12 protein-coding genes are annotated in these 13184 nt (G+C 40.0%); 6 read left to right on the plus strand and 6 right to left on the minus strand.

Going from position 1 to position 13184, the window contains the following annotated elements:
* Window positions 1-109: 109 nt before the first annotated feature.
* The 3 genes from glsB to trmB all read right to left on the minus strand — a co-directional run bounded on the left by glsB (window position 110) and on the right by trmB (window position 2152).
* A complete protein-coding gene (gene glsB, locus AB4153_RS12185) occupies window positions 110-1024 on the minus strand; it encodes a glutaminase B (protein ID WP_371997629.1) in 915 nt (304 codons plus the stop codon).
* Window positions 1025-1032: 8 nt separating this feature from the next.
* Entirely contained in the window at window positions 1033-1359 is a 327-nt protein-coding gene (locus tag AB4153_RS12190) for a 50S ribosome-binding protein YggL (RefSeq protein ID WP_102528670.1), read from the minus strand.
* Between the two features lie 76 nt (window positions 1360-1435).
* Window positions 1436-2152 (minus strand): tRNA (guanosine(46)-N7)-methyltransferase TrmB, encoded by a 717-nt coding sequence (trmB, locus tag AB4153_RS12195; RefSeq protein WP_371997630.1) that lies wholly within the window; start codon window positions 2150-2152, stop codon window positions 1436-1438.
* A gap of 305 nt (window positions 2153-2457) precedes the next feature.
* Here trmB and mutY point away from each other — a divergent pair, with 305 nt between their 5' ends.
* The 3 genes from mutY (at window position 2458) to AB4153_RS12210 (ending at window position 6029) form a co-directional block, all read left to right on the plus strand.
* Window positions 2458-3555 carry an A/G-specific adenine glycosylase gene (mutY, locus tag AB4153_RS12200; RefSeq protein WP_371997631.1) on the plus strand — a complete coding sequence of 366 codons (1098 nt, stop codon included), beginning with the start codon at window positions 2458-2460 and terminating at the stop codon, window positions 3553-3555.
* A gap of 22 nt (window positions 3556-3577) precedes the next feature.
* Window positions 3578-3856, plus strand: a complete 279-nt coding sequence (locus AB4153_RS12205; protein ID WP_371997632.1) for an oxidative damage protection protein — start codon at window positions 3578-3580, stop codon at window positions 3854-3856.
* Between the two features lie 373 nt (window positions 3857-4229).
* Window positions 4230-6029 carry an aryl-sulfate sulfotransferase gene (locus AB4153_RS12210; protein ID WP_371997634.1) on the plus strand — a complete coding sequence of 600 codons (1800 nt, stop codon included), beginning with the start codon at window positions 4230-4232 and terminating at the stop codon, window positions 6027-6029.
* A 241-nt stretch (window positions 6030-6270) separates the two neighbouring features.
* Here the strand turns inward: AB4153_RS12210 and AB4153_RS12215 are convergent, their stop codons facing one another.
* Entirely contained in the window at window positions 6271-6444 is a 174-nt protein-coding gene (locus AB4153_RS12215; RefSeq protein WP_371997635.1) for a hypothetical protein, read from the minus strand.
* A gap of 126 nt (window positions 6445-6570) precedes the next feature.
* Here AB4153_RS12215 and AB4153_RS12220 point away from each other — a divergent pair, with 126 nt between their 5' ends.
* The 3 genes from AB4153_RS12220 to AB4153_RS12230 all read left to right on the plus strand — a co-directional run bounded on the left by AB4153_RS12220 (window position 6571) and on the right by AB4153_RS12230 (window position 11490).
* The gene (locus tag AB4153_RS12220; protein ID WP_371997637.1) at window positions 6571-7998 is read left to right on the plus strand and encodes an MFS transporter; all 1428 of its coding nucleotides are present in this window, start codon (window positions 6571-6573) and stop codon (window positions 7996-7998) included.
* A gap of 4 nt (window positions 7999-8002) precedes the next feature.
* Complete coding sequence (locus AB4153_RS12225; protein ID WP_371997638.1) at window positions 8003-10393, plus strand: GH36-type glycosyl hydrolase domain-containing protein; 2391 nt, start codon at window positions 8003-8005, stop codon at window positions 10391-10393.
* Window positions 10394-10581: 188 nt separating this feature from the next.
* Window positions 10582-11490 carry a sugar-binding protein gene (locus AB4153_RS12230; RefSeq protein WP_371997639.1) on the plus strand — a complete coding sequence of 303 codons (909 nt, stop codon included), beginning with the start codon at window positions 10582-10584 and terminating at the stop codon, window positions 11488-11490.
* Between the two features lie 128 nt (window positions 11491-11618).
* Here the strand turns inward: AB4153_RS12230 and AB4153_RS12235 are convergent, their stop codons facing one another.
* Together AB4153_RS12235 and AB4153_RS12240 are read right to left on the minus strand one after the other, a co-directional pair.
* Window positions 11619-12194 carry a YceI family protein gene (locus tag AB4153_RS12235; protein WP_248954564.1) on the minus strand — a complete coding sequence of 192 codons (576 nt, stop codon included), beginning with the start codon at window positions 12192-12194 and terminating at the stop codon, window positions 11619-11621.
* Between the two features lie 229 nt (window positions 12195-12423).
* Window positions 12424-12975, minus strand: coding sequence for a cytochrome b (locus AB4153_RS12240; protein WP_371997641.1), 552 nt, complete (start codon window positions 12973-12975; stop codon window positions 12424-12426).
* Window positions 12976-13184 lie beyond the last annotated feature (209 nt).

Below are 13184 nucleotides of genomic sequence, written 5' to 3' on the forward strand. Positions count from 1 at the left end.
CGACAATAAGTGAAATAACCAACAAAGTGGTGTTTTTCACTCTTTGCTAATTTTCACTAAAAATAAACAGAAGGAGCGGAGCAATAGCAGTAAAAATGAAATCAAAGCACTAAAAGATTGAACGCCCCAAAGCCTGTGATAAGTGCTCCAGCATACGCGTACCCGCCAATGAATTTCCGTTTTGGTCTAACTCTGGAGACCAAACACAAATAGACATATCACCAGGAATAACAGCAATAATTCCGCCACCAACACCACTTTTACCCGGCATACCAACGCGATAAGCAAATTCACCCGCACCATCATACAAACCAGATGTTGCTAACAACGCATTCAGCTGCCTTGTTTGTACAGGGGTAACAAGTTGTTCATTTTGAAGTGTCTTGCCGCGATTAGCCAAATAGAACATGGCTTTAGACAAATCAGCACAATTCATTTTAAGTGAGCAATAATGAAAATAGTTTTTTAATACCGTATCGACATTACCATCAAAATTACCAAATGATTTCATCAAGTAGGCAATAGAGGCATTTCTAGCACTAAATTTAAATTCTGAGTTGGCGACATTTTTATCAAAACAAATGTGTGAATTGCCACTGAGTTTTCTGACTTCTTCAAGCATACGGTGCTTGGGTGCGCTTTGTCTGGCTTGAATTAAGTCTGCAATCACTAATGCGCCTGCATTGATAAAGGGATTACGAGGGATCCCGCGCTCTAACTCAACTTGGACCAGTGAATTAAAAGATTGACCAGATGGCTCTTTGCCTACTCTGATCCAAATTTCATCTTCGGTGTATAAGCTAAGTGCCAGCGTCAAACTAAAGACTTTAGAAATACTTTGAATTGAAAACGGCTCAAGGTAATCGCCTGCTCCAATGGTTTGTCCATCAGCAGTCGTTACAGCAATCGCAATTTTATTAGGATCAACACTCCCCAAAGCAGGAATGTAATTTGCTACCTTTCCAGAACCAATAAGTGGCCGAACTTTGTCGACCACTTGTTCAAGCAAAATTTGCTCAGGCATTGGCTTAATTAGCCCCACCAGATGTCGTATAACGCACTGACTTCAAGTTGAGGTACTTTCTTCGCTTCCCAAAAGGCTTTTACAGCTGCAACATCTTCTTCGGTACATTTGCCGATTTGCTGAGTGGCAATAATACCTTCCCACATTTTGTGTCCGCCACCGTGGAAGCCTAGCTCACGCGGTAAAATAACTTCATCGATAAACTCATCAACGGCTTTATCAATATCCGCTTCTGAAATAGCGTCATCGAATGTCCAATTGATATCAAAACCAAGTTCTTGGAACTCATCAACGCGAAGCTTTTTACGTAGACGGCGATTACGATTCTTAGCCATGTTTTTATCCTAGTTAGTGTTGTACGATTATAAATTATTATATTAATTCAGAAGCTAAGCTTATGTTTTAATAAATTTAGCTGACTTTTTCAAACATTAAATCCCAAACGCCATGGCCTAAACGGTGACCACGAGCTTCAAATTTTGTTAATGGGCGATGTTCAGGACGTTCAACGACTGTATTAGTCTCAGATTGATTTTTATAACCTTCAGCTGCTGTCATCACTTCTAGCATATGCTCACTGTAGTTTTCCCAGTCTGTTGCCATATGGAAAACACCGCCAATTTTAAGTTTACGGCGAATAAGCGCAGCAAATTCAGCTTGAACAATACGACGTTTGTGGTGACGTTTTTTATGCCATGGATCAGGAAAGAATAACTGTACTCGGCTCAATGACCCGTCAGCAATACTGTTTTCAAGCACTTCCATCGCATCATGATGATAAACACGAAGGTTAGTCACTTCAGCTTTACCCGCATCAACAAGACAAGCACCAACGCCAGGTTTGTGAACTTCTATACCAATATAATTCAGTTCAGGAGCAGCTTGCGCCATTTCAACTAAAGAAGCACCCATGCCAAAACCAATTTCTAAAACGGTATCAGCTTCACGGTTAAATACTTCAGTAAGATTAATTGGCTCTGGAGTGTAATCTAACCCCATTGCTGGCCAGTGTGATTCAATTGCTTGAGCTTGGCCTTTGGTTAGGCGCCCTTCTCTCAAAACAAAACTTCTAATCTTACGAAGATATTTACCATCTTCGTTATATTCAGCGGTAGTAACGTCGCTCATTTCTGCCTCATCAATTAGGTACTTTTATTAAGTGACCCAATGTTTAACTTCAAATTCATAAAATAGTCAGTAAGTATATCGCAAAATCGTCATGACTAAAGTAGTTAATCCCCTTTGAGGCGGAGATTATTTTGCTTATATTGCGTTTTTTACAGAAGTTTAGCTGCATGAGTCAAGATACCTCAGGGACTAGGCACATTTAAACCTTCACAGACCATTTAACAGCCACTTATCGTTTTTAGCTTTTCCATTATCAAAACCGTATCTAACTTGTTTATCAAAACGTCGCCATATACACTGCGCCAATGAATAAAGTTAACTCCTTTTCTGAGCGAATTGTTGCTTGGTACGATGTTCACGGGCGTAAAACGCTTCCTTGGCAAATCAATAAAACCCCATATAGAGTATGGATTTCAGAGATCATGCTGCAACAAACTCAAGTTGCGACTGTGATTCCATACTATGAAAAGTTCATGGACAGTTTCCCGTCAATTAGTGATTTAGCCAAAGCTAGCGAAGATGATGTTTTGCATCATTGGACAGGTCTTGGGTACTACGCGCGTGCGAGAAACTTACATAAAGCTGCGAAAGCGATATGCGATCAGCATAATGGTCAGTTCCCTGAATCTTTAGATGAAGTTATTGCGCTATCAGGTATAGGACGCTCAACTGCTGGGGCAATTCTGTCACTTTCCCTTGGACAACATCACTCAATTTTAGATGGTAATGTTAAGCGAGTGCTTGCAAGACATGGCGCGATTGAAGGCTGGCCAGGGCAGAAAGCTGTTGAGCAAAAGTTATGGACCTTAACCGATTCACTGACGCCTAAAACAGATGTACGTAAGTTTAATCAGGCCATGATGGATATCGGCTCTGCCGTTTGCACCCGCAGCAAACCTCGCTGTGATGCATGCCCTGTTGCCATTGATTGTAAAGCGCAATTAGCTGGCAGGCAGAGTGAGTTTCCTGGTAAAAAGCCTAAAAAGACAATTCCCGCTAAATCAGCCTGGATGCTAGTGATAAAAAAAGATGGCCAAGTCATTTTAAACAAACGTCCACCAGCGGGCATTTGGGGCGGGCTATGGTGCTTCCCTCAATTTGAAACAGAAGCTGAATTACATGAGCACGTATCAATCAAGTTTACGGGCAAAAACATCACCCATACAGATTCAGAATGGCTTGCAGGCTTTAGGCATACATTTAGCCATTTCCATTTAGATATTCAACCCATTGTGATTGAACTTGAATCAACACAAGATTTAACAGAATTTGAATCCAGTGTAATGGAACAAAACCAGAGTCTCTGGTATAACATACATCATCCAGCTAAAGTCGGATTAGCCGCAGCAACCGAGCGGATCTTATCTAACTTAGTCGCACTTTCAGCAGCAGATCCTATCTAAGGGATCCCGTTAAGGAAACATCATGGCTCGTAATGTTAATTGCGCATATTTAAATAAAGAAGCTCCAGGTTTAGATTTTCAATTGTACCCAGGAGAAGTTGGCAAGCGAATTTTTGACTCTATCAGTAAAGAAGCATGGGGACTTTGGCAGAAAAAACAAACCATGTTAATCAATGAAAACAAACTCAACATGATGAATGTTGATGACCGTAAATTTCTTGAAGAGCAAATGGCAAACTTTTTATTTGAAGGTAAAGACGTCGAAATTGAAGGTTATGTTCCACCTGCTGAAGACGAATAATCTAGCTTTAAAAATCATCAAGAATAGCGCTTAAGACTCTTTATAATAGCGCTTAAGGCTATATAAAATTGCGCTAAAGACTTTCTAAAATAGCTCGATTCATCTATCAAACCTGTCGCTCACTAGACGATGATATGATGACGAGCTATTTTCGTATCCAGCAAGATACATTGGTTAACGGTTCCCACCTAAAGAAGACCGACGATTATTTTCGTTTAATAGTCAAAAGTTCCCGATTCAAAACAGAAATTTCATATTCGTGACCTTTCTTGAAAATAGTAAATATTGTCAGTCCTTTGTTAGCGATAAGACATTAATAAAAAACATTAATCAGTATACTCAAGCACAATTGTTTCAAATGAGATTATTGATAATGAAGCCACTTATTTATTCGCTACTTGCCATCAGCCTGAGCTTTTCAATCACAAATGTGACTGCTGATCCACTTGGGATGAAGCCAATACCCGTTCCTGATGCGCCTTTAGGTTATCTCGTGCATAACCCATATGAAAATGCACCGCTAACTGCTTTAGTTACCCTAAATGGTCACACGATTTCAGATGTAGAAGTGACAGTTCATGCAAAAGATGACACGGGTGTAAGTATTCACTACCAAGTTGATGACATGCGTGTGATGAATGAAGGTGGCGTACCCATATTTGGCTTGTACCCTGCCCTGATGAACCACTTTACAGTTAACTGGACTCAAAACGGTAAACAGCATAGCCATGACTATCAGATGCTCACACCAGATATTGATATGGGTTTTTCAGAAAGCCAATGGGCTAAAGCCCCTCTGGTTGAAGTTGAGCATGTCGATGCAGACTTTAAAGACCGACTATATTTCGTCAACTGGACTAACCCTGATGGCAAAACAGGCCAATTAGCTCATAACAATCCAGATGCTCCTGGCGCCTTTTCTTGGGATGGCAAGCCTGGCTTCTTTATTATCGATACTGCTGGCGATATCCGCTGGTATTTAAACCCATACACAACTCACGATTCAAAAAGCTTTGAAAATGCCGGTTACGCTATGGGAATGAATGTTACCGAAGATGGCAACATGGTTTGGGTTCAAGGCCAAGGTTGGAAAAAGATGTCTTTGATGGGCAGAATGATTTCTGAACATAGCTTACCCGGTAACTTTATTGATGCATCGCACGAAGGAATTGAAGGTGCTAACGGAAATATCTTTATTCGCGCTGCAGCCAAAGACTACCGCCGTCCTGACGGTAAGTTAGTAAACACTATTCGCGATCAAATTATTGAAGTTGATAGCACAGGTAAACTCGTCGATTACTGGGACTTGAACAGTATTCTTGATCCAATGCGAGACGATGCATTGTTATCTCTTGATGCTGGCGCTGTGTGTTTAAATATTAATGCCTCACAAGCTGGGCATCAGACTACACTTGAAGATTTACAAAATGCACCCTATGGCGATATTCATGGTGTCGAAACCGGCCGTAATTGGATCCACGTAAACTCCGTGGATTACGATCCCACTGACGACAGTATTATTATCAGTTCACGTCATCAATCAGCCGTTATTAAAATAGGTCGTGACAAGCAAATCAAATGGATATTAAGCCCATCAAAAGGCTGGTCTGAAAAGTTTACCGATAAACTACTGACCCCTGTAGACAGTAAAGGCAAAGCATTAAACTGTAATGAAAAAGGCCAATGTAGAGGCACTAACTTTGATTTTTCTTACACCTCACACACAGCCTATAGAGTACCGCAAAAAGGAACTCTAACCGTATTTGATAACGGTGACGGTCGCCACCTTGGTCAACCAATGTTTGCCAATGAAAAATATTCTCGCTCAGTAGAATACAAAATCGATGAGCAAAAACTCACCGTTGAACAAGTATGGGAATATGGCAAAACTGAGCTAGGTTATAGTGGTTACTCACCTGTGACTTCAATCGTTAAGTATCAAGAAGATAAAGACAGTATGATGAGCTATTTTGCCTCGGCCGGCCTGTTTGGATTAGGGGGCGGATATGGCAACTTAAAAATGGACGACACCACAGGTAAAGTCCAATCTATTTTAGTTGAACATAGATACGGTGAAACCGAACCCGCTGTGCGAATAAACATTAACAGCCACGATATGTTTGCAACAGGTTATCGCGCTCAGGTCATTCGAGTGCAAGAAATGCTGAAATAACAAAATACTGCTTTTCTATTAGTCACAACTTAATGCCCGATAAAACAATTTGTCGGGCATTTTAAAACTCAGAGGTTTATTACGCCAAGCTGTTATTTTTACAAGCTACTATCTTATACAAGCCCTTACTTATACCAAGCTATTATTTATACGAGCTACAGTTTATACGAGCTACAGTTTATACGAGCTAGTGCTTATACCAAGCTAGTGTTTATACCAAGCTAGTGTTTACTTTTCCAAGCTAACTGTCCCTTCCTTGCAACATTCTTAATATTGAATTTGCAGCTTTTCCATCCTCTTTATTAGCAACTCCTTTTGTGACATCGCTCAGCAAAAATTGACTTTTAATGTCCAATAAAGCTGCTTTAAATTCAATCTTGAATAAATTAATACTGGTCAAAAAATGATTAATCATTTACATTCTAACAACAATGTAAGCGCTTACACTAATTGTTAAATATAAAAAGCATTAAAAATCAGTTAGCTGTAAAGTTGCCATAAATACCAAATTTGGATGGAATCAACCAAGGTAATAATAACAATGGCTCAAGACCCTAAAATATCACCTGTGACACCTCAATCTGAAAAGTTATCACTCAAAGAAAAAGTCGGTTATGCCCTTGGGGATGTGGCATCTAACTTTTATTGGCGTGTTTTCGATGTATTTCTATTTATTTTTTATACCGACGTTTTCGGTATTTCTGCTGCTGCCGTCGGTACCATGATGTTAGTGACTCGCATAATAGATGCTGTTTCAGATCCATTAATGGGCGCTTTAGCTGATAGAACATCCACACGTTTCGGCAAGTTCAGGCCTTATCTTTTGCTCGGCATATTACCCATAGCGGCAGCAGGGGTACTTACCTTCACTGTCCCTGATTTAGGCGATGATGGAAAACTCATTTGGGCGTACGGCACATATATATTTATGATGCTTGCCTATACCTTTATTAATGTGCCTTATGGTGCTTTGCTTGGTGTAGTAACATCCGATAGTCAAGAGCGCACGACCTTAACTAGCTTTAGATTTATCGGTGCTTTTTCGGGCGGCACATTAGTCGCTTATATGACACCAGAACTGGTTAATCTACTTGGAAATGGCAATGAAGCTTTAGGCTGGCAAATGACTATGGGCTGCTATGGCATTATCTCAGCAGTGTTATTTACGCTGACTTTTTTTGCCACCAAAGAACGCATTGCGCCGCCAAAAAATCAGCAAACCAGTATCAAACAAGACATCATGGATTTAACGAACAACAAACCCTGGCTTATCTTATTTTCACTCGCCTTAATCATCATGTTCACCATCACACTGCGGGCGAGTACGGGTACGTTCTACTTTAAGTATTATGTTGGCCGAGAGGACTTAATTGGTACTTTCACTGCGGTATATATGATTTCGCTAGCTATCGGTGCAGCTTCAACGCCGTTACTGAGTCGCTACTTTGATAAGCGCAGTTTACTGATTGGCTTAATGAGCCTGGTGGCTGTTTTGTCTGCAGGTTTTTACTTAATCCCACCACAAAATTTAACCTTGATGTTTATCATGCAGGCCTTGATTGGTTTTTGCTTAGGACCTAAGTCCCCTTTGGTATTTTCAATGTACGCTGATACCGCAGATTATTCGCAATACAAGAATGGCCGCCGCGCCACTGCAATGATTTTCTCTGCTGCGGCATTCTCACAAAAACTGGGCGGCGCTTTTGCAGGCGCCATGATTGGCTGGCTTTTATCTTCAATGGGGTATGTGGCCAATCAGCAACAATCGCCAGATTCGCTTATGGGCATATTATTGCTTAATACTCTGATCCCTGCGGCATTTGCAGTATTAGCGGTTTGGGTAGTAAAGCATTACAGCTTAGATGAACAAACAATGCATGATATTAACCAAAGCTTATATTCACCTGACTCGAAACAAGTCGACACTACAAACACTAACAACACTAACAACACAGCAGTGCAGGACTAAGATAGTGATCACTTACAACCAACAAAATGGCGCTGTCAGTCTACATAGCCCAACCTGCATGCCAAATGCATCTGGGTTTCTGTGGAATGAAAACATGATGATTCAAATGAATTGTCGAGGTTATGCCGTTGCTCAATTTATGCAGCCAGAACCTGCTAAATACGCTCATGGCCCCGCCCTTGAAGCCAAGACATTTATGCAGCCTGAGCACGCCTATTTTAGCCACCATCCGGGGCGCTTTTTTTACATAAAGGATAATCAAACGGGTGAGATATTTTCAGTCCCTTATGCCCCAGTAAAACAAGCGCACAGTAAGTTTGAGTTTATCGTCGATAAACATAAAATTAGTTGGAAAGTGGAGCATTTAAATCTAACTTGCCACCTGAGCTTATCGTTAACTGCAGAAGATACTGCCGAACTTTGGCAACTTAGCGTCACCAATCATGCTGATAGTATTCGAGATTTAAGCATCTACAGTTATTTCCCTGTCGGCTATATGTCCTGGATGAATCAATCTGCAAGATTTGATGACACGCTTACTAGCATTTTGTGTGAATCAGTCACGCCTTATCAAAAAGTTGAACAATACCCTGCTCAAAAAGACTTTAAGGACACCACGGTTTTTATCAGTGATAGAAACCCAACCAGTTACGAGACTCGACAAGTCATTTTTGAAGGTGAAGGCGGATTGAATAATCCTGATGCTATAAAACATGAACATTTAGCCTCTAAGCCTGCCCATTATCAAACTCCTGCAGCCATAATGCAGTTTACGCAAAGCTTAAGCTCTGAAGAGTCATCGCAATTTAACTTTATCTTTGCCCCAGTTAAAGATGCTAAGGAAGCTAAGCAGCTCAAACAAAAGTATCTCAGTTCAGAACAAAAACTGAATAAGGCAAAACAAAAATATCAGCAGTATATTGCCACTTCTGATAATAAACTTGAAATTAGCAGCCCAAATAATGCACTTGATAATTTCATTAATCATTGGCTGCCAAGGCAAGTTTTTTATCATGGTGATGTCAACCGCCTTAGCACCGATCCCCAAACTAGGAATTACTTACAAGATGCGATGGGGATGATGTATATCAGCCCTGATAAAACCAAAAGTGCCTTTATAAAAGCCCTGTCACAACAACATAAAAATGGTGAAATGCCCGATGGTGTTTTGTTAAATGCAGATTCAGAGCTTAAGTATATCAATCAAATCCCACATACAGATCATTGCGTTTGGCTGGTAATTTGTATTGAAGCCTATTTAAATGAAACTGGTGATTACGACTTTCTTAACCAAGACATCCCCTTTTCAGATAATCAATATAGCGTGAGCGTGCTGGAACACATAAACCTTGCCCTAGATTATTTATGGTCACAAAGAGATAGCAGAGGCCTGAATTATATTAACCAAGGTGATTGGTGCGATCCGATGAATATGGTTGGCTATAAAGGCATCGGTGTTTCTAGCTGGTTAAGCCTTGCAAGCGCCTACAGTATGAAGTTATGGGCCGATGTCAGTGTGGCTATTGGGGAAAATGCGCAAGCAGATAAATGGCAACAACAAGCCAATACTTTAAATCAGGATGTAAACCAACATTGCTGGGATGGTGAATGGTTTGCGCGAGGCATTACCGATGCAGGCAACTGTTTCGGTGTCAGCGCAAATACTGAAGGGCGAATCTATTTAAACCCGCAAAGTTTTTCCATGCTTTCTGGCGCCATCACAGAGCAACAATGGCCATTAATGCAGGCTCAAATCAAGCAACAATTGCAAACCCCCTTTGGAATGATGATGCTGGCGCCAAGTTATACCCATATGCATGAAGAAGTCGGTAGGCTTACGCAAAAATTCCCTGGTACCGGCGAAAATGGCTCAGTTTATAATCATGCTGGCGCATTTTATATTTTTGCTTTGTTTGAGAGAGGTGAAACCGACACAGCTTTTGAGCTATTAAATACCATGATTAATCCTAGCTCAGATAGCGATACCCTCGCCCGAGGTCAACTGCCTGTATTTATCCCTAATTATTATCGCGGCGCTTACTTTCAATACCCTGAAGATGCAGGTAAATCCAGCCAATTATTTAATACTGGCACCGTTGCATGGATTTATCGAATCGTCATCGAGCAATTAATTGGCTTAAAAGGGATTAAAGACGGTCTTAAAATTCAACCTCAGTTACCGAGCGCTTGGGACAAGTTAGAGGTCACTCGTCTGTTTAGACAATCAACAATTAAACTCAATGTAAAACGTGAAGAGCATATCTCAGAGCAGCAAGTGTTAGTTGATGGGATTCCACTTCATATCAATCAACAGGGCGAATTTATATTAGCGATAAAGCCAAAGCAAAATTATTGCATTGAGGTTGCTCTCCCATTGGCACCCTCTGTTAATTAACTGAGCATAGATATTATTTAACGATTTAAAAACAATAGATTAGATAACACTTTTGGAATTTGTTATCTTTTAGCATTATCTAATCTATTTATTCGAATACCATATAGAATAGACTGCCTGTGACGTTATTTTTAAACACAAGTACACTTATCACAAAGTATAAGATGCAAATTCGGAGCAAGAAAACTATGGAATGGTTTAGTAATCGTTATCGTATCCCCAATAAACAAAATCATGACCTGACGACAGCTAGCTTAGGCATGTTTAACCGAGTTAAATTTAACCATAGCGCTGTTAACCATAGCGCTGTAGCCCTAGCATTAATTATAAGCCCTTTTTTTAGCACACTATCCGTTGCTGCAGCCGAGTTATCAACTGAAACATTGCATCAAGAACACAGCCATCAAATCATTGAGGTTAATAGAGCCAATAGTGACATCACTCTTGATGGCATCCCTAGCGAATCAGACTGGCAGCAAGCTAAATGGCACCCCATTGATCAAATGATTATCGGCCCTGCTATTTCTGCAGATGATTTCAGTGGCCAATACAAATTACTCTGGCGTGAAGATAAGTTGTTTTTACTCGCAGAAATTATTGATGACGTACTGTTCGATCAAACTGCTGATCCAACTGTTCTATATTGGGATGATGATACTGTTGAGGTATTTTTAGATGAAGATGCATCAGGTGGAGAGCATCAATTTAACCACAATGCGTTTGCATATCACGTGGCGTTAGACCGACAAGTTGCGGATTTCTCTACTCTTAAACAAGCTATGACCTTTAATGAACATATCGAAACAGTTTGGACTCGTGATCCTATTAATCCTAAAAGAATATACTGGGAGATGGCTATTCACATCTTTCCTGACAGCTATGATGATAGTTTAGATGCTTTTGCACATAACCAAGCGTCACCTATTACGCTTTCTGCCGGTAAAGTTATGGGGTTCATGCTCGCTTATTGTGACAATGATGGTTCAAAGCAAAGAGAGAATTTTATCGGTTCGCACCCTATAAAAGCGGTTGATGGCGATATGAATCGAGGTTATAAAAATGCAGATGTATTCGGTAAAATCAAACTGATTAAATAGCTATTATATGGTGATTTAAATACCTATAAAGACACAAAAATGCCGCTATTGCTTTACTGTTTTGGATAAAGTTAAGCGGCATTATTATATAACCAGTTAGCGTTCGACTTCTGGCAACAACATCAAATTTATTGCTTTATACCTTCAACAATAAGATCTAAAGTCACATTGGCAGACGCTGGCCCTAAGTCCATTTTTATGCCAAAGTCTTTCATCGCAAATTCAGTTGTCCCAGCAAAACCTGCACGGTATCCACCCCATGGGTCTTTGCCTTCGCCAATAAATGCTGCATCAATGGCAATCGGTTTAGTCACACCGTTTAAGGTTAAATTACCATTCAGCACAAGTTGACCATTACCTTTATCTTCGACACTGGTAGATGCAAATTCAGCCTGTGGAAATTTACCTGTATTTAAAAAATCACTGCCACGTAAATGCTTATCTCTTTCTGCATGGTTAGAGTCAACACTGGTCGTATTAATAGTCACGTTAATAGCTGAACCAGCTATGTTCGCTGCGTCATAGCTAAAATCACCACCAAAATCATTAAAACGGCCAGCTACAAAGCTATAACCCAGATGATTGACTTTAAATTGGATAGAAGCGTGAGCTCCCTGAGTATCAATAACATAGTCTGCAGCATTCGCTGTCAGTGGCATTAAAAGTGCTGAACCGATTAGTGTGCCAATAAGTTGCTTTTTCATTTTGCTATTCCCTTATATAAATCTTTAGTAGATAAAATGTATTGATAAAATCTGTTGATAAAAGTCTGTTGTCTGTCTAAATAAAATCAAACTCAGTTAATCGTGTATCAAATATTGAGTCGCAATGACTGCCAATACTTTATTTACTGAGCTTTATTTACCGAGCTCTATATACCGAACTGAATATACCGAGCTGACTGATTATCCTGAGCTAACAAACCGAGCTAAATTATTTTCGAATCGGTTTAATCATTTTGCTTAACGTACCGTCTTTATCCTTAAGCTGGTGTTTAATCGCGCCAGCTGCATGGATGATAACGAGTGCAATTAAGCTATAAGCCAAATACTCATGAACTAGCCCAGCAATATCTTCTTGGTTAGAAATAAAGTTGCCTAATGAAGGCACTTCAAACCAATCAAACACCAAAATACCTCTGCCATCTGCAGTTGAAATTAAAAAGCCGCTTACCATTATTAACAGCATTAAAGCGTACAACACTCGATGAGCCCACTTAGCTGCAACCTGTTCCCAAGCCTTATGAGATTGTTCAGGTTGAGGTTTAACAGAAAAGAAGCGCCATAAAACCCTTAGCAAGGTTAACCCCAGTAGCAGAATACCGACACTTTTGTGAATATCGGGAGCTGTTTTATACCAACTACTGTAATAAGTCAGATCCACCATCCAAAAACCTAGGCCAAATAAACCTATGATGGCTAAGGCACTTAACCAATGAATAATGATAGTCACTAAACCATAGCCATTTTTAGTATTTGCTAACATCGAGCGTGTCCCTCTGTATTTCGATGATGTTTATCTTATAGCTTTAACCCTAAAATAAAATCGCAAAATAGAACCTAAAACATCCTATTTTTTCGAAAGGATTTGCTTATGGAAACCAAATGCTTTTGTCATAACATCTAAATAGTCACCCCCACCGCAAACTGAAGAGTGAACTAGAGTTGAAAGAAATGATTCAACCTCTATGTAAA

The sequence above is a fragment of the Shewanella sp. 10N.286.52.E4 genome, from assembly GCF_041468785.1.
Taxonomy (GTDB): Bacteria; Pseudomonadota; Gammaproteobacteria; order Enterobacterales; family Shewanellaceae; genus Shewanella; species Shewanella electrodiphila.